Genomic DNA, 18,589 nt, shown 5'->3' with positions numbered 1-18,589 from the left:
GACACATGGGGCTGGATGCCGCCTGGGCCGTTGCATGGTTGCGCACGAGCGCGGAGGTCGTCGCGGAGCATCGCGTCGAACTCATCACGCTCGACCGCGAGATCGGTGACGGCGATCACGGTGAGAACCTCGATCGCGGATTCTCCGCCATCGTCGAGAAGCTCGACACCGTGGCGGACGATGCGACACCGGGCGACGTCCTGAAGCTCGCGGCGACGACCCTCATCTCGACGGTCGGCGGCGCGAGCGGACCCCTGCTCGGCACGGCGTTCCTCAAGGGCGCCGTCGTGATCGGAGCGCAGACGGACCTCGACGCCGCCGCCGTGGTGGCGTTCCTGACGGCCGCTCGTGACGGTGTTGTGCTGCGCGGCAAGGCGCAACAGGGTGACAAGACGATGATCGACGCCTGGACGCCGGCCGTCGAGGCCGCTCAGGCGGCGCTCGACGGCGGTGCAGGCCCTGCAGCAGTGCTCGCCGCGGCTGCCGAGGCCGCGCAGGCCGGCGCCGAAGCGACGGATCCGCTCATCGCGCACAAGGGTCGCGCGAGCTATCTGGGGGAGCGCGCCATCGGACATCGCGATCCAGGTGCGCAGTCCAGCGCGTACCTGATCCGTGCTGCAGCCGACGCCGCTGCGGCGCAGTCCGGGGCTGACGCATGAGCGTCGGAGTGGTGTTCGTTTCTCACAGCTCCGGAATTGCAACCGGGCTCGTCGAGCTCGCGAGGCAGATGGCGCCCGACGCACGGCTGTTCGCAGCCGGTGGAACCGATGCAGACGGCATCGGGACCAGTTTCCAGAAGGTCAGTGACGGCATCGCAGCGGTCGACGACGGCGGTGGAGTCGTGGTGCTGTGCGACCTCGGCTCCGCCATCCTGACGGCTGAGACCGCCTTGGACTTCCTCGATGACGACCAGCGAGCCCGCGTGCGCATCGTGGACGCGCCGCTCGTGGAGGGCGGGGTGGCCGCGGCGGTCGCCGCGCAGATGGATTCGTCGCTCGACGAGGTCGTCCGCGCTGCCGAGTCCGCTCGAGGCGACGGGGCGGGTGCGGGTGCTCCCAGCGCTGATGCCGATGCTCCTGCCGCGCACGGCGCGGAGTCCGGCGTGCAGGGACCGGTGCAGCGAACCGTCACCCTGCTGAACAAGGACGGTCTGCATGCGCGTCCTGCTGCCGAGTTCGTGAAGCTCGCGAGCACGTTCGGCGCCAAGGTCACCGTCAACGGCAAGGATGCGAAGAGTCTGCTCGGCATCATGGCGTTGGGGCTGACCAAGGGCACGGACGTCGCGTTGTCCGCGGAGGGTGATGATGCGCCGGCCGCGATCGATGCGCTCGTGGCGCTGATCGGCACCGGCTTCGGCGAACTCTGAGAGTTGCGCACGGCTCATATCACGAGCCGTGCGCAACTGTCAAATCAGGCGTATCATGCCCCCATGGACGAGAACGCGAAGGTGCGGACGAAGACCGGACGATACGCCCGGTTCTTCGAATGGGTCGACGACCGTTTGATCCCGGTCCTCGGACCCCCGGCAGTCGGCCCCTACGGAGTCGATGCCGTCACGGCGGAGCGGTTGTGCACGGTGTGCGGTCATGCGCTCAGCGAGCACGCATTCGACCGCTCTTCGAAGCATGACCACTTCATGTACTGCCCCGTCTCGGACAGGTTGCCCGATCCGTCGCGATCGGCTGCGCCGGTCAACGAGCTGGGTATGGTGCTCGACACCCCGGCCGGGCGATCCGACGCCTGACGACGCCGTCGCTCACTCGCGCTCGAGTGCGTACGCCTCACGGACCCAGACAGCCAGCTTCGCCTCGTCGACGTCGACGAGCGATGCGGCCTTCAGCGTCGCCATGCGCTGGGAGCCGGCCGGTTCGAGCGCACCGACGGCGTCCAGCAGATCCTGGCCCCGCCAGATCATAAACGTGACGTACGCCGGGTACGCCTTGTATCCAGCGATCGGGGTCTTCCCGTCGAGCCACACCGGGTGACCGTGCCACACGACGCCGTCGATGCCGGGCAGCGCGGTCTCGATGATCGCGGCGAAGGTCGTCGCGACCTCCTGCAGCGGTTCAGCGACGGTCTTGTTGTACTCGGGGACGCTGCTCGCGGCCATTGATCTGCCCTTTCGACGGGATCGTGGAATACGATCCTGCACGCTCACGTCATCCTGCGCAACGGCCGTGTCACACCTTGCGCGCGCTGGCCGCGATCGATACACCCAAGGGGATCGCCAGGGCCGTCAGCACGGCTGCTGCCGGGACGAGGGCGCCGGGACCCCACACCGCGAGCACGATGCCGCCCACGCCGCCGCCCAGCGCGATCGAGATGTTCCACACAGTCACGAGCGCCGATTGCGCCGCGTCCGCCGCATCGCCGCCCACACGTCCGATTGCGACCTGGAACAGGACGGAGTATCCGCCGAAGGCGAGCCCCCACGTCGCCGCGGCGATCAGGAGGACGGGGACCCAGGCGGTCAGGAAGAAGACGAGGAGACCGGCGGCGCCGATGCACAGCTCGACGATCACGGTCGTACCGAGCTTGCGGTCGGCGAGCCGCCCGGCCCCGAGCGTCCCCACGACCGAGGACAGGCCGAACGCGGCGAGGACGACGCTGAGCGGAACCGTGACACCGCGATCGTCGAGCACCGGTGCGAGGTAGGTGTACGCCATGTTCTGCGCGATGATGCACGCCGCGACGGCCGCGAGCACCACGAGAACGGCCGGGATCCGGAGCGCTGCGCCGATGCTCGACCCGGAGGTCGCCTGCGGGCGTTGCACACGCGGTGCGATGACGGCGGCGACCGCCCAGAGGATCACCGAGCATCCGGCGATGACGGCGAACACGGCGCGCCACCCGATGACCTCGCTCAACAGCGTGCCGATCGGCACACCGACGGCGAACGCGAACGTCGCCCCGGACAGCACGATCCCGAGGGTCGCGCCGAAGCGGCGCGCAGGGGTGAAGCCGCGTGTGTAGCCGGGGAGCATCGCCCACACGAGTCCGGCCACGAGTCCGGCGACGAAGCGGGTCGCGAGGTGGCTCCAGATCTCCGGAGCGAAGGCCGTTCCGAGGTTCGCGAGCGCCGAGACGGCGATGGCGACGAGGATGAGGGTGCGTCGGTCGAGACGGGCGGTCGCCCTGGTGAGCGGAATCGCCGCGGCGATGCAGCCGAGTGCGAACACCGCCACGCTCTGACCTGCCACTGAGGCCGACACACCGAGGTCGGAGGCGAGGGCAGGCAGGACACCGGCCGGGAGCACCTCTGTCAGCAAGGTGATGAAGCCGACGCCGGAGAGGAGCAACGCGATCGGGAGTGGAGAACGGGCGGGAGAGGTCTTGGCATTGATGTGTTCCGCAGCTGATGCGGTCGACGTGGGGAGCGTCGAGGGTGATTCGGTAGACATTCGACAAGTGTTGATCTCTGCCACCAGTGGCAAGGTCAAATCAGGCCATGCGGGAATATCGCCGACGTCGGCGCGGCTAGCCATTGAGGGTCGCGTTCAGGACGTGCTGTGCTGTGCGCCCGGCCCAGCAGAAAGCCCTGGAGGAGACGTCAGCATGCGCATCGGAGAGTTCGCCGCACACACCGGGACGACGCCGAGGCTCCTGCGATACTACGAGGAACAGGGGCTGCTGCATCCCGAGCGCGGCGTCAACGGCTACCGCGAATACGGGGAACACCTCGAACTCAAGGTCCTCCGGATCAGAGGACTGTTGGGGGCCGGCATGCCGATCTCCCTCATCCACCAGATCCTGCCGTGCTTCAACGCCGACGACACGATCTACCAGATCACGCCGGAACCGGCGCTCGTCGAACGGATCCTCGCGCACCGGGCGCGGCTCGATGCGAAGCTCACCTGCCTGGGAGCGAGTCGTGACGCCATCGACGCCTATCTCGAACGCGTCGGCGCCGGGGTGGGAGACCGCGAACCGGCAGAGGCGGTGAGCTAGGCGCGCCACCTGGCTAGCGCGTGCGCGCCTGACGGCCGAGCAGCCAGAGCAGATACGCGCCTCCGAGACAGATCGTCACCATGCCGGCCGGCAGCTGCACCGGCGCGAAGAGACGTGTCGCGACGGTGTCGCTCACGAGGAGCAGGACCGAACCCATAAGCCCGGTCACCACGATCGGGGTGCGGTCGGGCGCCAACCGCTTCGCGAGGTGCGGTGCAACGAGTGCGATGAACGCGATGGGACCGGCGATGGCCGTGACCACGGCGACCAGTCCGATGCCGACGGCCAGGATCATGAGCTTCGTGCGGCCGATGCGCACACCGAGCGCCGTCGCCATGTCATCGCCCATCTCGAGCAGGCGCATCCTCCCCGATCCAGCCATCGCGCATCCCATGAGGACGACGACGATGACGCTCACCGGGACGACCTGCCCCCAGGTCAGACCGTTGAGCGAACCGGCTCCCCACACCGCAGCGGCGAGCGCCGTATCGAGGTCTGCCGTGAGGATGAGCCAGTGGTTGGCGGCCGTGAACATCGCGCCGATGCCGATGCCGACCACGATGAGTCTGGTTCGGCCGCCGTTGCCGCCGGCGGCGAGAGAGCCGACAAGGAGGGCGGCGGCGGCACCACCGACGAGCGAACCGGTGATCGTCGCTCCGACACCGCCGCCGACCGTCACGATGGCGATGAGCGCACCCGTGTACGCGCCGGAGGTGAAGCCGACGACGTCGGGGCTGCCGAGCGGGTTCCTGGTGAGCGATTGGAACAATGCACCGCTGACGGCGAGACCGGCTCCGAACGTGATCGCTGCGACGATGCGCGGCAGGCGGAGCGTGAGGACGACGGTCTGCGTTGCCGGGTCCCCGCCGCCCCAGAACGTCGACAGCACCGTGAGCGGCGATGCCGCGAATGGACCGGTCAGCAACGCGAATGCCGCTGTCGCGAGGATCACCAGGACGAGCCCCGCGAGGACGACAGCGGTCCGGCGGCGCCTGCGACGGCCGATCACGGCGAGTTCGTGCGCTGCGGACACGTGCGCGCGGGTGCGCGTCGAAGTTCCGGTCACAGTTCACGCAGCTTCCGGGACCGCGCAAGCAGCACCAGGACCGGGGCGCCGATGAACGCCGTCACGACCCCGGCGGGCAGTTCGCCCGAATACAGGACGCGCCCGAGGACATCGGCCGCTGTGAGGAGCACCGAACCGAACAGCGCACTGCCCGCGAGCAGTGCTGCAGGGCTCGATGTCCCGAAGCATCGTCGTGCGACGTGCGGCACCATCAGGCCGACGAAGCCGATGGGGCCGGCAGCCGTCGTCGCCGCTCCGCACAGGAGCATCACGGCGAGCAGCGTGGTCACTCTCACGCGTCCGAGATGCACACCGAGACCGGACGCGACGTCATCGCCGAGTGCGAGGAGCGACATCGGACGGTTACCGAGGAACGCGATGACGAAGCCGAGCACGATGAACGGCGCCACGGCGATGAGGACGTCCGCGCCCCGTCCCTGCAGCGATCCAGCGTTCCAGGCGCGCAACTGGTCGAACGCCTGCGGTTGCAGCTGACCGATGACCGCCGTGATACCGCTCAACACCGCCGTGAGGGCGACGCCGGCGAGCGTCATCGTCAACGGATCCGGTCGTCTCCCGCGTCCTCGCCCGAACAGGTACACCACAACGGAGGCGATGCCGGCGCCGAGCAGGCCGAACCAGATGAAACCGATGGGGGCGGTGACGCCGGCGAATCCGACCGCGATCGCGATGGCGAGCGCAGCGCCGGCGTTCACCCCGAGGATCCCCGGATCGGCAAGGGCGTTCCTCGTCACGGTCTGCATCAGCAGTCCGGCTGCGCCGAGCGCCGCGCCCACGAGGAGCGCGAGCAGTGTGCGGGGGAGACGCTGGGTCACGATGATGCCGTAGTCGGCCGTCGAGCGGAGTGCCTCCGTCGGCGCGAAGAGCGTCTGACGGACGGTGTCGAGCGGAATCGTCCTGGCGCCGATCACGACGCTCGCAGCCGCCATGAGGACGACCACGACGGCGAGTCCGCAGAAGACCAGGACCCGCGTCCGACGGGCCGTGTGAATCTGCTGCGAGGCAGCCGGTTGCTGCTGTCGCGAAGTGAGAACGGCCACTGGTTGAGGATACCCTTACTTCATGCCCATTCTTCATTCCGCGCGTTCGTCGCGCCCGCGAGCCGTCCGTTCCATCCTCACGGCCGTCGTCTCATCCGTCGCCGTCATCGGCCTGTTGAGCGGGTGCGCCGCAACAACCGACAAGGCCGGGGCAGGCAACGCGGACGTGGCGACCGGCGGCGAGCGATTCTCGACCGCCGACAAGGCGACCGCGGCCCTCGGGACCGATGCGAAGCCAGGCATGTTCCCGCGCACCATCACGCACGCCGCCGGCACGACGGAACTGAAGACAAAGCCGAAGCGCGTTGTGGTGCTCGACACCGGCGAACTCGACGAGGTGCTGGCGCTCGGTGTCACGCCGGTCGGCGTCCCCACGACCGACGGTGCGAATCCGACGCCCGCCTATCTCGCCGGCAAGGTCAAGGGGATCGCAACGGTCGGCAAGATCCAGGAGCTCAACCTCGAAGCGATCGCGGCTCTGAAGCCCGACCTCATCCTCGGCAGCCAGTTGCGCGCCGACAAGCTCTACGCACAACTCTCGGCCATCGCCCCGACGGTCTTCAGCATCCGCCCCGGGTTCCCGTGGAAGGAGAACTTCCTCCTCGCGAGCAAGGCGCTCGGCGACGAGACCAAGGCCGTCGAGATCCTGAACGAGTACGCGGACAACGCCGCTGCGCTGAAGCAGGACATCACCGACAAGCCGACCATCTCCCTGCTGCGCTTTATGCCGGGCAAGACGCGTCTGTACGGGAACAAGTCGTTCATCGGCGTCATCCTCCAGGACGTCGGCCTGCCTCGCCCGAAGGACCAGGACTTCGACGAGCTCGCGATCGAGATCTCCCCGGAGAACGTACAGCAGGCCGACGCCGACCGGATCTACTACAGCAGCTACGGCGCCGCGGATGCGACTGCCGAGAGCCAGGTGCTCAACGGACCCGTCTGGCCGACGCTGTCCGCAGTCAAGGCCGGACACGCGACCGCGGTCGACGACGGAACGTGGTTCCTCGGTCTCGGCCCGATCGGTGCGGAGCAGGTCCTCAAGGACCTTCGCAAGCTGCTCGTCACGAAGTAGCAACGGTTCAGCTCTGCCCGGCTTACCGTGCCGGGCGGAGCAGGATCACGGCTCCGGGAGCGCAGCGATGGCGTCGATCTCGACCAGTGCTCCCGGACGGGCCGGGGCGACTGCGAGCACTGAGACGGTCGTGCGATGCGCGCCCCAGACGGCGCCGCTCGCCGCGTAGGCGGCGTTCGGATCGATGCCGGGCGTGAGGTAGATGGTCATCCGCACGACTTCCTCCGGTCCGGCGCCGGCAGCAGCCAGCACGGCGAGCAGATTGCGCAGCGCCTGCTCCGTCTGCGGACCGAGCCCGTCGAGGAGTTCGCCGCTCGCATCGACGCCGTTCTGGCCTCCGATGTACAGCGTTCGACCGGCCGGGGCGATCATCCCCTGCGCAAAAGCGGGACTCTGGGCGAGCCCCGGCGGGTCGACGGGTACAGGACGTTCAGACATGGTGTTCTCCTCCTTCGAGGAGCTGGCATCGTTTCGATAGGCCGGTGCGCCCCTCCGAGAACAATGGTCGACCGGGCGGACGCCGGCCGCAAGGCCGTCTTCGCGAGTGATCGGATCTCGGGGTGATCCGCCGGTCCAGGCTGCGGCCCGGCAGGCGGGGCCGGTCGCGAAATAAGATGGGCGGATGCGCGCCCTCCAGCTCGCATCGGATTCCGTGCCGATGCTGTCCTTCGTCGATGTCGCTGAACCTGCGCCGCAGCCGAACGAGGCGGTGATCTCGGTGTGCGCCGCGAGCATCAATTACGGCGACGCCGGATATCTCGAGCCGGGGGCCGGCATCGTGAAGATCGGCGGATACGACGGGTCGGGGGTCGTACTCCGGGCCGCCGTCGACGGCAGCGGCCCTGGCGTCGGGACGCGGGTCGCGTTCCTCACCCCGAACGGCACCTGGGCCGAACGGTGCGCGGTGCGTTCCTCCGATCTCGCCGAGCTTCCCGCCTCCGTGTCGTTCGTCGATGCGGCCGCGCTTCCAGCTGCGGGGTTGACGGCGCTCGGCGCACTCGATGAGGTCGCACGGGGCAGCCGATCCGACGGTCCCGACGGGCTCGACGGCAGGCATGTCACCGTCCTCGGTGCGACGAGCGGTGTCGGGCAGCTGGCCGTGCAGCTCGCGGTCCTGCGTGGAGCGAGTGTCACCGCTGTGGTTCGGGACCTGACCCGTACGGAACATCTCGCCGAGCTGGGCGCGAGTGAGACGGTCGGGGCAGACGACGAGTGGGCGTTCGGAACGGACGTCGTTGTCGACCTGGTCGGTGGGCCTCTCCTCGAACGGGCGGTCTCGACCCTTCGCCCGAGAGCACACGTCCTGGCGATCGGCAACGCCTCACATCGCGCGAGCACGATCGACTTCGAGCAGCTCCGGCGGAACGCGCCAGGGTCGCGATTCGTCGCCTACACGCGCACCGATACGAGCGCACCGGACCTGGAACGGCTCCTCGGGCTGGTGGAGGACGGGGCATTGGTCGTGCCGGTGGGCTGGTCCGGATCGTGGGAGGACGCGGCGACGGCGCTGCAACTCGTCTCAGAGCGGCGTGTGGTGGGGAAAGCCGTGCTCGAAATCCCGACAGCGTGAACCGGCGAGCGGCGGTGCGTTGGGGACGGCTGTACTTCGGTGTGCAGGCGATCGCCGGTGCAGTGTGGTGGGTGTCCGTGTTCCTCCTGCCCGTGATCCGGGAGGCGACGCTCGGCGGTCTTGATCCGGTGATCGTCGCCGTCTTCGACATCCCGCTCTTCGTCGTGGCGTCTGCGGTCGCCGCATACGGTGTTCGGTCGGCCGCGGTCCTCGCCGCCGGATGGACGGTGCTCGTCACCATCGCCCTCGCCGGGTACGCGACGCTCACCACAACGGCGGGATGGGGAGTGCTGCTGATGGCGGCGTCAGCCGGCGCATCGATCACCGCGGCGTCGCTCATCGTCTTCGGGAGGGTGCCGACCGAGTGGATCGCGCTCGGGCCGTTCGCATTCCGCCCCGCGGCCCGTGCGAAGGCTTCCAAGAATCTTGTCGTGACTGCGTTGCAGATCATCGTGTTCTGGGGGCTGTTCCTCGGTCTGATCCCCGTGATCCTCGCGTTCTGCGAGGAGCGCTGGGGATTCGCGGTCCAGTTCCCGCCGGCGATCGCTGTCATCGGCTGGGTGGTCTTCGGGCTCGCGAGCGCGTTGGGACTGTGGTCGGCCGGCGCGATGTCGAGCAGGGGAGGAGGAACTCCGCTCCCGTCGGCGATGCCGCATCGGCTCGTCGTCGCGGGGCCGTACCGCTTCGTCCGGAATCCGATGGCGATCGCTGGAATCACACAGGGTGCCGCGGTCGGTCTTGTGCTGTCATCATGGTCGGTCGTTGTGTATGCGGTCTGCGGGTCGCTGCTGTGGAACTTCGCGATCCGTCCTCTGGAGGAAGCGGACCTCGAGGAGCGCTTCGGCGAGGATTTCCGCCGCTATCGCGAGGCGGTGCGCTGCTGGTGCCCCCGTTTGAGCCCCGTGCCGGTCTCCGCTCCCAACCAGTAGGTAGGAGCCGCGGGGCGGCAAGGACGGCGCTCGTCTGCCGCGCAGTCAACCCCTGATGCTCACGCATGCGAACGCGTACCGTTGCCGGAAACGATCAGGAGAACAGATGACGAAGCGCAATGACGATCACCCAGAGACGTCGGCCGACGACCTGCCAGACGGCTCCGGCTCCGACGGAAGCAAGCCCGCCGAGGGTGAAGACACCGCGTCGGGTGGCGGCGCGGACGATGAGTCACCGGCGCGGCGTCGTCGTCGCAGCTTAGAGCTTCAGGATCCCGCTCACCATGAAGAAGCCGCCGACGGCGAACGTGACGACAGCGGTGAACACGTTCTGCCGCTCGGCGATCCAGGCCTGAGACGCGCGGAGTCGAGGTTCCATCACCGCCGGTCGCGCCTGCGTCAGGACGATGGGCACGGCGACGCTCGACACCCCGATCGCGACACTCACGATGATGAGGACCAGTGCCCCGGTGAACACCCGACTGACGCCGCTGATCACCACACCGGCGGCTGCGGCCAGGATGAGGGCCTTCGGCCGCAGGTTGAGCACAAAACCGAAACCTGCCGCGGTCCCCGGTCGCAGACGTCGCAACTCGGCGGCGATCGCGCTCGGCCTCGTCGGACGCCGTCGCCGTAGATAGAGGAAGACCGCGAGGCCGACGAGCAGGAGCCCGATCACGAGTTCGATGACCGCGGTGCCCTCAGGGGACGTCACCGGGGAATCCGGGACGAAGGTGAGCCCAACGCTGAACAGTGCGGTCATCAGGAGCATCCCGCCGCCGAAGCCGATGAGGAACGGCCACGCGACCCGCGAGCGTCCGGGAGACAGGAGGATCGCGATCGACGCGAGCAACGGCATCGTACTCACCGCGGTGGCGATGCCGATCGGGATGATCTCCAGGAACGCGAGCAGCACGGCGGTCTCGCCTCAGCCGTCCCTGCCGGGCTCGTTCGGAGCATCCACGTCCGGCTCGTGTGCCCGCAGCGGCGTTCCGTCATCGTCGCGTCCTCCCGACCGTGCGCGACGCGCGGCTTTCGCCGCAGCATCGTTCTCCTTCAACAGCGTCCGCGTCTCGGAGATGTCGCCCATCGCCGGCCGCCACAACCGGGCCGCCGGGTCGGCATCGATCAGGATCGTCCTCACCAGCAGGGTGAGCGGGATCGCCAGGATGGCGCCGATCGAACCGAGGATCGACGCCCAGAACAGGACGGAGAAGAACGTCAACGTCTGGCTGAGGGAGACGGCGCTGCTCACGAACCGCGGCTGCAGAACCGTTTGGAGGATGGAGTTGATCACGCCGTAGACGACGATGACGGCGATCACGAGCGGCCAACCCCCGACGAGGAACCCGAAGACGATCGGCGGCACGAGCGCGAAAAAGTATCCGATGTTGGGGATGAAACTGCACAGGAACACGAGCAGGCCCCACAGCAGCGCAGCCGGCACCTGCATCACAACGAGGGCAAGGCCGCTCAGCACCCCCTGCGCGATGCCGAGCATCGTGGTGACGACCATGTATCGGCGCACGTTCCGCGCATACCCGCCGAGCGCTGTGACGACGTCCGGCTTGGTGCGTGAGAGCTGCTGCAGCACCGTGGGGATGTAGGTCGCGTCAGCCGACATCACGATGAGCATCGTGAGCACGATGACGAGTGCGCCGGTCACGCTGAACACACTGCCGATCAGGCCCGTGAAGAAACCGAGGATCGTCGCCGGATCGAAACTGCTCGTCACGGCCTGCACCTGATCGGCGCCGAAGCCGATGCTCTGCAGCCAACCGGCGATCGTCGCGCCGGCTGCGGACAACTGGTCGGCGTAATCGGGCAACATCGAGGCGAACTGGCCGAACGCGATCGTGAGCATGTACGCGAAACCGGCGAGCAGCGCGAACACCACGAGGATCACGCTGCCGGTCGCGATGCCGTGGGGCACCCCTCGTCGCTCGAGCCGCACCCGCACCGGGTGTGCGCAGATGCTCAGGACGAGGGTCAGCAGCACCGGACCGAGGATGTCGCGGAACTGGCTGAGGGCGAGTGCGGAGACGAGCGTCGCGGCGAACGCCACCAGGATGACGGTCGCTCGCGGGAATGGCCGTGCACCGTGGCCCGGTGGTGCGGTCGTATCCGACTCGACGGCCATGTCGGCACCCTTCTCGCGCAGACCGCTGGGCGGGCGCATACGGCCCGTCAGCCTCAGGATGCCGTGCCGGTCGCCTCGCCGAATCACCCGCCACGGGTGAGGTCGCGGCGGATCCGCGAAGCGGTCGGTTCGAGACCGTGCGGATTCCCGAGATGACGCGACCGGACCGGCGACGGCACACGGCAGCAGCCGCCGCGTACGCTCGGTACGCGACGGCTGCTGGAGTCGGTTCTGCTATCCCTTGACCGGGATCGACTGCGCCTTGAGCGCGTCGACGGTCGAGGACTGGCCCTTCTGCAATGCGTCGAGCAGGGTGCCGTTGCCGGAGACAGCTGCCTTGAACCCGTCCGACACGTCGTTGTAGGTCTGCGTCATCGTCGGACCCCACGCGAAGTCCTCCGACACCTCGGACGACGCCTTCGCGAACACGTCGTAGATCGGCTGGTCGCCGTAGAACGGCACACCCTTCTTGAGGACGGGCAGTTCGAGGCCGGCCTTCGTGGCGGGGTAGATGTTCGCCGAGGTGTTCAGCATCGTGAGCGCCTCCTCGGACGTGTTCAGCCACAGGGCGAACTTGGCGGCTTCGTACGGGTGCTTCGACCCGGTGAAGACGGCGGTCGAGGACCCGCCCCAGTTGCCGGCGGCGGCGTCGCCGGCCTTCCACTGCGGCGCTTCGGCGACGGCCCACTTGCCGGCCGTGTCCGGTGCACCGGATGCGATCGAGTTCGCACCCCACACCGCGGAGTTCCAGGTCCAGGCCGCGCCGGAGTTGTAGGCGTTGTCCCACTCGGTGGTCCAGGCCGGAACGGTCGAGACGAGGTCCTCCTTGATGAGGTCCTGCCAGTACTCCGCGACCTGCTTGGAGGCGGCGTCGGTCAGATCGACGGTCCAGTTCGTGCCGTTGTTCTTGAACCAGCTGCCGCCGGCCTGCCAGACGAACCCGGCGAACTGGTTGATGTCGCCCTGGGAGAAGTTCGTGATGTACGCGCCGGTCGCACGGACCTTCTTCGCCGCTTCCGTGTACTCGGCCCACGTGGTCGGGATCGCGATCCCGTGCTCCTTGAACAGGTCCGCGCGGTAGAACATCGCCATCGGACCGGAGTCCTGCGGGACGGCGTACACCGAATCCTTCTCACCGAGCGAGACCTGACCCCAGGTCCAGTCGACGAACTCGTCCTTCGCTGCCATAACGTCCTTGCACGCCCCGAGGTCCATCAGGCCGTTCTGCACGCGGAAGTTGGGCAGGGCGTCGTACTCGATCTGGCCGAGGTCCGGCGCGTTGCCGGCCTTCAACTGGTTGAAGAAGTTCTGATAGGTGCCGCTGTTGCCGTTCGGGCCGGTCTGGACGGCGACCTGGATGTCCGGGTTCTCCTTGTTCCAGACGGCGACGACGTCTTCGATGCCGGGAATCCAGGATGTGAAGCTGAGGTCGACCTTGCCCTCGGCCGGAGCGCAGGAGGTGGCAGCATCGCCGCTTCCCGATCCGGTGGAGGTGCAGCCGCTCAGGACGACGGCCGACAGCACCGCTGCGGCGACCGCTGTTCTCTTGAGGTTCATGCTGATCCGTTTCTTGTTGGTGTGATGCGGGGTGGTGTGACAGATGGTGCGGAGGTGTGGTTCGGGGCGTGCTACTTCACGGCGCCGGCGCCGAGGCCGGAACGCCAGAACCGCTGAAGCAGCAGGAAGGTGATGACGAGGGGGATGATCGAGAGGAACGCGCCGACGAGGACGTAGAGGCGCAGCTCGGGGATCTGGTTGACCTGCGAATTCCACGAGTACAGTCCGAGGGTCACCGGGAAGAGCGACTCGTCCCGCAGCATGATGAGCGGCAGGAAGAAGTTGTTCCAGATGGCGACGAACTGGAACAGGAACACCGTCACGAGCGCCGGGAACATCAGGCGGACGGAGATCGTGAAGAAGGTGCGGATCTCCCCGGCGCCGTCGAGGCGCGACGCCTCCAGGAGTTCCTCCGGGACACTCGACGCAGCGAAGATGCGCGTGAGATAGACACCGAACGGGCTCACGAGCGACGGCAGGAACACCGCCCAGAACGTGTTGGTGAGGCCCACCTGGCTGAAGATGAGGAACAACGGCAGTGCGAGGGCGGTCGCCGGGACGAGCACACCGCCGAGCACGATGTTGAAGATCAGGTCGCGCCCTGGGAACCGGTATTTCGCGAGCGCGTACCCGCACATCGCCGCGATGAGCGTGCCGATGAGTGCGCCCAGGCCCGCGTAGAGGACCGAGTTCAGCATCCACTTGAGGTAAACGCCGTCACGGTAGGCGACGAGTCGGCCGATGTTCTCGACCAGGTTGAAGTCGGCGAACCAGAGCGGGGCGGAGTTCGTGAACTGCGCAGAGGATTTGGTCGAGGCGATGAACAGCCACCAGATCGGGATGAGGAAGTAGAGCGTGAAGACGAGCATCACGATGAGCGCGCCGGCACGGGAGAGCCTGCTCTCGCGGGGCCCGCGGGCTGTTGGGAGGCCGGGGGAGCGGAGGGCGGTCATTTGCCTTCCTTTCGCTGGGTGAACTTCAGAAACCCGAAGGAGAGGACGAACGTCGCCAGCGCCAGCACGACGGAGAAGGCCGCCGCGAGGTTCACGTTGGGGATGGACGAGGTGGTGTAGACGGTCAGGTTCGGGGTGAACGTGCTGGTCACGGCGGAGCTGAAGGAGCGGAAGACCTGCGGCTCTGCGAGCAACTGCAACGTGCCGATGATGGAGAAGATCGCCGTGAGCACGATCGCCGGCATCACGAGCGGGATCTTGATGGCGAAGGCGATGCGGAACTGCCCGGCGCCGTCGAGACGTGCGGCCTCGTAGATCTCGGTCGGGATCGACAGCAGCGACGAGTAGATGATCAGCATGTTGTAGCCGACGAAGACCCAGGTGACGACGTTCGCGATGGCCCACAGAACGAGGTCCGCGGACAGGAAGTCCACGTTCTGCGTGACCGCCGTGAACGGCGACAGGTTGGGGGAGTAGAGGAAGCCCCACATGATCGCCGCGATGACGCCCGGCACGGCGTACGGCACGAAGAAGGCGAGGCGGAAGAACCGCTTGCCGCGCAGCGGCGGCGAATCCAGCAGCAACGCGAACAGGAGCGCGAGGCCGAGCATGATCGGCACCTGCACCGCCCCGAACAGGAGCACACGCCCGACCGACTGCCAGAACGGCCCGTTCTGGAACACCTGCACGTACTGCGCGAAGCCGCCGAAGACCTCGCGGGCCTGACCGAAGGTGCCGTCGCGTTCGATGACGAGCAGCGACTGGTACACCGCGTACCCGATCGGGACGAGGTAGAACAGGGCGAAGAGCACGGCGAACGGTGCGATGAAGATCACGATCGAACGCTTGTGCTGCACCACCGCCTTCGGCAGACGGACGCGACGCCGGGTGACGGCACCGGCCGTGGTCCCCGGAATCGGCGCCTTCGCCGTCTCGATGTTGACGCTCATCGGCTGAGGTCCTCTCTGATCACGCGTACCGCGCCGGCCGGCACGGTGGCGATGGAATCGACGGGTGCGCCGGTCACGAGTTCGTGACCGGTCGCCGGCAGCTCGACGTCCTGCGTCGAGTGGTTGATGAGGAAGAGGTAGCTGCGCTCGTCGTCCGCGCGGCGGATGACTTCGAGACCCGGGTGGCGTTCGTCGCCCTGCGGAACCGCGCCGGCGCCCCTCGCCGCATCGCGGAGCACCTCGTCGAGGTCCTCGGGGTCGAGGTGCGTCGCGAGGTACCAGGCGGCCCCTGCGCCATCGCCGCTCCGGTGACGCGTGATGGCCGGGCGCCCTGCGGACGGCCCGTCGGCGAAGGTGTCGAGCACCTCCGCGCCGCGTGCCCGGGTGCGCTCCGACCACGCCGTCGCCGCCTTGCCGGACGTCAACCGGAGCGCCTGACCGGGCAGGACCGGTGCGAACTCCTCGACCGTGATGCCGAGCAGAGTGCGGAACGCGCCCGGGTATCCGCCAGGGCGGACCCGGTCCTCCTCGTCGGTGATCCCGCTGAAGAAGGTGATCACCGCATGTCCGCCGTTGCCGACGAATTCGGCGATGACTGCGGCCTCGCTGTCTCGGACCAGGTAGAGGGCCGGAACGACGACGAGCCGGTACGCGGACAGGTCGGCGCCCGGACGGACGACGTCGACGGTGTGACCGAGTCGACGGAGGGAGGAATGCGCTGCGTGCACCTGCGAGAGATAGTCGACGTGCTGTGACGGGCGGCTCTCCCCGTCGGCAGCCCACCAGCTCTCCCACGAGAAGATGAGGGCGACGTCCGCCTGCACGCGGGTGCCGGTGATCTCGTCCAGGCTGTCGAGGATGCCGCCGAGTGCGACGACCTCCCGCCAGAGATCGGTGTCGGTCCCGGCGTGCGGGAGCAGCGCAGAGTGGAACTTCTCCGAACCCTGCAGCGATGCGCGCCACTGGAAGAAGCACACGGCCTCGGCGCCCTTCGCGACGTGGGTGAGCGAGTTCCGGGTCATCTCCCCTGGGGCCTTCGCGAGGTTGTGGGGCTGCCAGTTCACGGCCCCCGTCGACTGCTCCATCAGGAGCCAGGCGCCACCATCCGCAAGTCCGCGGGTCAGGTCGCTCGCGAAGGACAACTCCGCGGCGGGGTCTGCCAGACGGTTGTCGAGGTAGTGATCGTTCGCGATGACGTCCATGTCGGGCGCCCACCGCCAGTAGTCGAGGTTGCGGATGTGGGCGGTCACCATGAAGTTCGTGGTGACCGGGACGTCGCTGTGGCGGCGGAGCACCTCGAGCTCCGCCCGGTAGTAGCCGAGCAACTCGTCGGAGGAGAACCGTTGGAAGTCGATGACCTGGCCGGGGTTGCGACTGGACAGGGTGAGTCGTGGTGGCAGGATCTCGGCGAAGTCGCTGTACTGCTGACTCCAGAACGACGTGCCCCAGGCGGCGTTGAGACGCTCGATCGTGACGTATCGCGCTTGCAGCCAGCGACGGAAGGCTTCGGCGCTCTCGTCGTCGTAGCAGAGGGCATTGTGGCAGCCGAGCTCGTTGGACACGTGCCAGAGGGCGACGGCCGGGTGTGAGCCGTAGCGTGCGCCGACCTGTTCGACGAGCGCGAGGGCGTGGCGACGGAAGACGGTGGAGGACGGGCACCACGCTTGGCGGCCGCCCGGGAAGCGCGTGGTGCCGTCCTCGGCCTCCGGGAGGATCTCCGGGTGACGGAAGGTGAGCCACGGGGGAGCGGACGCGGTTCCGGTGCCGAGGTTCACACGGATGCCGGCCTCGTGCAGGAGGTCGAGGATCTCGTCGAGTCCACTGAAGTCGAATTCTCCAGGCCGCGGCTCGAGGTGGGACCACCCGAAGATGTTGAGGGCGACCAGGTCGACGCCGGCCTCGCGCATGAGGGCGACGTCCTCGCGCCAGAGGGATCGGTCCCACTGTTCGGGGTTGTAGTCGCAACCGTAGGCGATGCCGTCGTGGTTGAACGTCGGAGCGTTGCTCATAACACCTTCCGCGATCTGTGAACGTGCACAGATCGCGGAGCGACAACTCCTCGTTGAGAGTCTGTGAACGTACACAGAGTAGACACGGCCTCAAGAAGTTGTCAAACGCGCATCGCCCTCCACGTCGTCTGCGTGTCCCGAGGACGAGCCGCGGACCGTGTCGCCGAATCGGCTGATCCCGCCACTAGGGTGGAGTCGTGATCACTCCGCCGACCCGTCGCAAACGCGCGACGATCCACGACGTCGCCATCGAAGCCGGCGTGTCCCGTGGCACGGTCAGTCGAGTGGTCAACGGGGAACGATACGTCTCCTTGGAAGCGCGGGAAGCCATCGAATCGGCGATCAAGAAGGTCGGATACGTTCCGAACACGGCCGCGCGCAACCTGGTGATGCAGCGGACGCAGGCCATCGGTTTCATCGTGCACGAGCCGCACAGCCTGTTCGTGGACGATCCGAACATCGGCAACATCCTGCTCGGGGCGAACGAGACGCTGTCGGAGGCCGACTATCAGCTCGTGTGTCTCGTTGTGGACTCCGAGCGGGATACGGATCGGATCACGCGATACCTGTCCGGCGGATTCGTCGACGGCGTGATCATGGTCTCCGCCCGCGAGAACGATCCGATCACGCGTGTGATCGAGCGCCTGTCGCTCCCAGCCACCTTCGTCGGCCACCCGCCGGACCTCCACGAGCTCCCGTTCGTCGGCATCGACAACCGCGCAGCCGCCGCCGGCATCACGCGCGAGCTCGTGCAGGCTGGACGGCAGCGCATCGGCATGATCGCCGCTGCGCTCGACCGTGATTCCGGATCGGACCGGCTCGCCGGATTCCGGGACGCACTCGGCGAGCGCTTCGACGAGCATCGTGTCGTCGACGTGCCGCTGTACTCCTTCCGCGACGGGTTCGACGGCATGACCGAGCTCCTCGAGCGCGAACCGCTGATCGATGGGGTGTTCGCAGCCTCCGATGCCGTCGCCGCGGGCGCCCTCGACGCGCTGCGGTCCGCCGGTCGTCGTGTACCCCAGGACGTCTCGGTCGTCGGGTTCGACGATTCGGCCTGGGCGCTCCGCTGCCACCCGCCGCTCACGACCGTGCACCAGCCCGCTGCCGCCGTCGGTCGGCGAGCCGCGGAGGTGATGCTCGCGCAACTTCGCGGCGAAGCGGTCGAGATCGACGGCGCCCTCGTGCCGACGTCGATCGTGCGTCGCAGCAGCGTCTGACGGCTTTCACCCGTTTCAGGCGATCTTCGCCGTCCTCGTCGCGGACGACAATGAGTCCCTGAGGTCGACCGTTGTCGCTCCGGCCGGCCGTATCGCGAGTGACGAGACGAGTAT

Annotated in this window: 19 protein-coding genes; 8 read left to right on the top strand and 11 right to left on the bottom strand. The window is 67.8% G+C overall.

Features of this window, described 5'->3' with window-relative positions; genetic code table 11:
• Nucleotides 1–5: 5 nt before the first annotated feature.
• The 3 genes from dhaL (at nt 6) to ACL9RL_RS12505 (ending at nt 1,744) form a co-directional block, all read left to right on the top strand.
• Nucleotides 6–659 carry a dihydroxyacetone kinase subunit DhaL gene (gene dhaL / locus ACL9RL_RS12515; protein ID WP_422780585.1) on the top strand — a complete coding sequence of 218 codons (654 nt, stop codon included), beginning with the start codon at nt 6–8 and terminating at the stop codon, nt 657–659.
• The gene (gene dhaM, locus ACL9RL_RS12510; RefSeq protein ID WP_422780584.1) at nt 656–1,366 is read left to right on the top strand and encodes a dihydroxyacetone kinase phosphoryl donor subunit DhaM; all 711 of its coding nucleotides are present in this window, start codon (nt 656–658) and stop codon (nt 1,364–1,366) included. The genes dhaL and dhaM overlap by 4 nt, the downstream gene beginning before the upstream one ends.
• A 63-nt stretch (nt 1,367–1,429) precedes the next feature.
• Complete coding sequence (locus ACL9RL_RS12505) at nt 1,430–1,744, top strand: hypothetical protein (protein WP_422780583.1); 315 nt, start codon at nt 1,430–1,432, stop codon at nt 1,742–1,744.
• A 12-nt stretch (nt 1,745–1,756) separates the two neighbouring features.
• Here the strand turns inward: ACL9RL_RS12505 and ACL9RL_RS12500 are convergent, their stop codons facing one another.
• Together ACL9RL_RS12500 and ACL9RL_RS12495 are read right to left on the bottom strand one after the other, a co-directional pair.
• A complete protein-coding gene (locus ACL9RL_RS12500) occupies nt 1,757–2,110 on the bottom strand; it encodes a DUF1801 domain-containing protein (protein WP_422780582.1) in 354 nt (117 codons plus the stop codon).
• Between the two features lie 70 nt (nt 2,111–2,180).
• On the bottom strand, nt 2,181–3,401 hold the full coding sequence (locus ACL9RL_RS12495; protein WP_422780581.1) for an MFS transporter: 1,221 nt from the start codon (nt 3,399–3,401) through the stop codon (nt 2,181–2,183).
• 154 nt (nt 3,402–3,555) lie between these two features.
• Between ACL9RL_RS12495 and ACL9RL_RS12490 the strand changes: the two genes are divergently transcribed.
• A complete protein-coding gene (locus ACL9RL_RS12490; RefSeq protein ID WP_422780580.1) occupies nt 3,556–3,948 on the top strand; it encodes a MerR family transcriptional regulator in 393 nt (130 codons plus the stop codon).
• Nucleotides 3,949–3,961: 13 nt separating this feature from the next.
• Here ACL9RL_RS12490 and ACL9RL_RS12485 read toward each other — a convergent pair whose 3' ends face one another.
• Both ACL9RL_RS12485 and ACL9RL_RS12480 read right to left on the bottom strand, forming a co-directional pair.
• Nucleotides 3,962–5,014, bottom strand: coding sequence for a FecCD family ABC transporter permease (locus ACL9RL_RS12485; protein WP_422780579.1), 1,053 nt, complete (start codon nt 5,012–5,014; stop codon nt 3,962–3,964).
• A complete protein-coding gene (locus ACL9RL_RS12480; RefSeq protein ID WP_422780578.1) occupies nt 5,011–6,075 on the bottom strand; it encodes a FecCD family ABC transporter permease in 1,065 nt (354 codons plus the stop codon). Before ACL9RL_RS12480 ends, ACL9RL_RS12485 begins: the two co-directional genes overlap by 4 nt.
• Nucleotides 6,076–6,097: 22 nt before the next feature.
• Here ACL9RL_RS12480 and ACL9RL_RS12475 point away from each other — a divergent pair, with 22 nt between their 5' ends.
• Complete coding sequence (locus ACL9RL_RS12475; protein WP_422780577.1) at nt 6,098–7,147, top strand: ABC transporter substrate-binding protein; 1,050 nt, start codon at nt 6,098–6,100, stop codon at nt 7,145–7,147.
• A 45-nt stretch (nt 7,148–7,192) separates the two neighbouring features.
• On the opposite strand, the gene ACL9RL_RS12470 is transcribed toward ACL9RL_RS12475, so the two are convergent.
• Nucleotides 7,193–7,585, bottom strand: a complete 393-nt coding sequence (locus tag ACL9RL_RS12470) for a RidA family protein (RefSeq protein ID WP_422780576.1) — start codon at nt 7,583–7,585, stop codon at nt 7,193–7,195.
• A 184-nt stretch (nt 7,586–7,769) separates the two neighbouring features.
• Here ACL9RL_RS12470 and ACL9RL_RS12465 point away from each other — a divergent pair, with 184 nt between their 5' ends.
• Both ACL9RL_RS12465 and ACL9RL_RS12460 read left to right on the top strand, forming a co-directional pair.
• Nucleotides 7,770–8,717 carry a zinc-binding dehydrogenase gene (locus ACL9RL_RS12465; protein WP_422780575.1) on the top strand — a complete coding sequence of 316 codons (948 nt, stop codon included), beginning with the start codon at nt 7,770–7,772 and terminating at the stop codon, nt 8,715–8,717.
• Nucleotides 8,714–9,646 (top strand): methyltransferase family protein, encoded by a 933-nt coding sequence (locus ACL9RL_RS12460; RefSeq protein ID WP_422780574.1) that lies wholly within the window; start codon nt 8,714–8,716, stop codon nt 9,644–9,646. The genes ACL9RL_RS12465 and ACL9RL_RS12460 overlap by 4 nt, the downstream gene beginning before the upstream one ends.
• Before the next feature lie 259 nt (nt 9,647–9,905).
• On the opposite strand, the gene ACL9RL_RS12455 is transcribed toward ACL9RL_RS12460, so the two are convergent.
• The 6 genes from ACL9RL_RS12455 to ACL9RL_RS12430 all read right to left on the bottom strand — a co-directional run bounded on the left by ACL9RL_RS12455 (nt 9,906) and on the right by ACL9RL_RS12430 (nt 17,255).
• Complete coding sequence (locus ACL9RL_RS12455) at nt 9,906–10,562, bottom strand: GAP family protein (protein ID WP_422780573.1); 657 nt, start codon at nt 10,560–10,562, stop codon at nt 9,906–9,908.
• A gap of 12 nt (nt 10,563–10,574) precedes the next feature.
• A complete protein-coding gene (locus tag ACL9RL_RS12450; protein ID WP_422780572.1) occupies nt 10,575–11,786 on the bottom strand; it encodes an AI-2E family transporter in 1,212 nt (403 codons plus the stop codon).
• Nucleotides 11,787–12,020: 234 nt separating this feature from the next.
• Nucleotides 12,021–13,343 carry an ABC transporter substrate-binding protein gene (locus tag ACL9RL_RS12445; RefSeq protein WP_422780571.1) on the bottom strand — a complete coding sequence of 441 codons (1,323 nt, stop codon included), beginning with the start codon at nt 13,341–13,343 and terminating at the stop codon, nt 12,021–12,023.
• 71 nt (nt 13,344–13,414) lie between these two features.
• The gene (locus tag ACL9RL_RS12440) at nt 13,415–14,296 is read right to left on the bottom strand and encodes a carbohydrate ABC transporter permease (protein WP_422780570.1); all 882 of its coding nucleotides are present in this window, start codon (nt 14,294–14,296) and stop codon (nt 13,415–13,417) included.
• The gene (locus ACL9RL_RS12435) at nt 14,293–15,246 is read right to left on the bottom strand and encodes a carbohydrate ABC transporter permease (RefSeq protein WP_422780569.1); all 954 of its coding nucleotides are present in this window, start codon (nt 15,244–15,246) and stop codon (nt 14,293–14,295) included. Before ACL9RL_RS12435 ends, ACL9RL_RS12440 begins: the two co-directional genes overlap by 4 nt.
• Nucleotides 15,243–17,255, bottom strand: a complete 2,013-nt coding sequence (locus tag ACL9RL_RS12430) for a beta-galactosidase (protein ID WP_422780568.1) — start codon at nt 17,253–17,255, stop codon at nt 15,243–15,245. Before ACL9RL_RS12430 ends, ACL9RL_RS12435 begins: the two co-directional genes overlap by 4 nt.
• Before the next feature lie 197 nt (nt 17,256–17,452).
• Between ACL9RL_RS12430 and ACL9RL_RS12425 the strand changes: the two genes are divergently transcribed.
• Nucleotides 17,453–18,475 (top strand): LacI family DNA-binding transcriptional regulator, encoded by a 1,023-nt coding sequence (locus tag ACL9RL_RS12425; RefSeq protein WP_422780567.1) that lies wholly within the window; start codon nt 17,453–17,455, stop codon nt 18,473–18,475.
• Nucleotides 18,476–18,589: the final 114 nt, after the last annotated feature.

The organism is Plantibacter sp. Mn2098 (assembly GCF_049319745.1).
GTDB lineage: Bacteria > Actinomycetota > Actinomycetes > Actinomycetales > Microbacteriaceae > Plantibacter.
This window is presented reverse-complemented; position numbering and strand designations above follow the sequence as displayed.

Coding starts and splice junctions, on each gene's coding strand:
- dhaL (WP_422780585.1), top strand. CDS start 6: ATGGGGCTGGATGCCGCCTGGGCCGTTGCATGGTTGCGCACGAGCGCG.
- dhaM (WP_422780584.1), top strand. CDS start 656: ATGAGCGTCGGAGTGGTGTTCGTTTCTCACAGCTCCGGAATTGCAACC.
- ACL9RL_RS12505 (WP_422780583.1), top strand. CDS start 1,430: ATGGACGAGAACGCGAAGGTGCGGACGAAGACCGGACGATACGCCCGG.
- ACL9RL_RS12500 (WP_422780582.1), bottom strand. CDS start 2,110: ATGGCCGCGAGCAGCGTCCCCGAGTACAACAAGACCGTCGCTGAACCG.
- ACL9RL_RS12495 (WP_422780581.1), bottom strand. CDS start 3,401: ATGTCTACCGAATCACCCTCGACGCTCCCCACGTCGACCGCATCAGCT.
- ACL9RL_RS12490 (WP_422780580.1), top strand. CDS start 3,556: ATGCGCATCGGAGAGTTCGCCGCACACACCGGGACGACGCCGAGGCTC.
- ACL9RL_RS12475 (WP_422780577.1), top strand. CDS start 6,098: ATGCCCATTCTTCATTCCGCGCGTTCGTCGCGCCCGCGAGCCGTCCGT.
- ACL9RL_RS12470 (WP_422780576.1), bottom strand. CDS start 7,585: ATGTCTGAACGTCCTGTACCCGTCGACCCGCCGGGGCTCGCCCAGAGT.
- ACL9RL_RS12465 (WP_422780575.1), top strand. CDS start 7,770: ATGCGCGCCCTCCAGCTCGCATCGGATTCCGTGCCGATGCTGTCCTTC.
- ACL9RL_RS12450 (WP_422780572.1), bottom strand. CDS start 11,786: ATGGCCGTCGAGTCGGATACGACCGCACCACCGGGCCACGGTGCACGG.
- ACL9RL_RS12445 (WP_422780571.1), bottom strand. CDS start 13,343: ATGAACCTCAAGAGAACAGCGGTCGCCGCAGCGGTGCTGTCGGCCGTC.
- ACL9RL_RS12440 (WP_422780570.1), bottom strand. CDS start 14,296: ATGACCGCCCTCCGCTCCCCCGGCCTCCCAACAGCCCGCGGGCCCCGC.
- ACL9RL_RS12435 (WP_422780569.1), bottom strand. CDS start 15,246: ATGAGCGTCAACATCGAGACGGCGAAGGCGCCGATTCCGGGGACCACG.
- ACL9RL_RS12430 (WP_422780568.1), bottom strand. CDS start 17,255: ATGAGCAACGCTCCGACGTTCAACCACGACGGCATCGCCTACGGTTGC.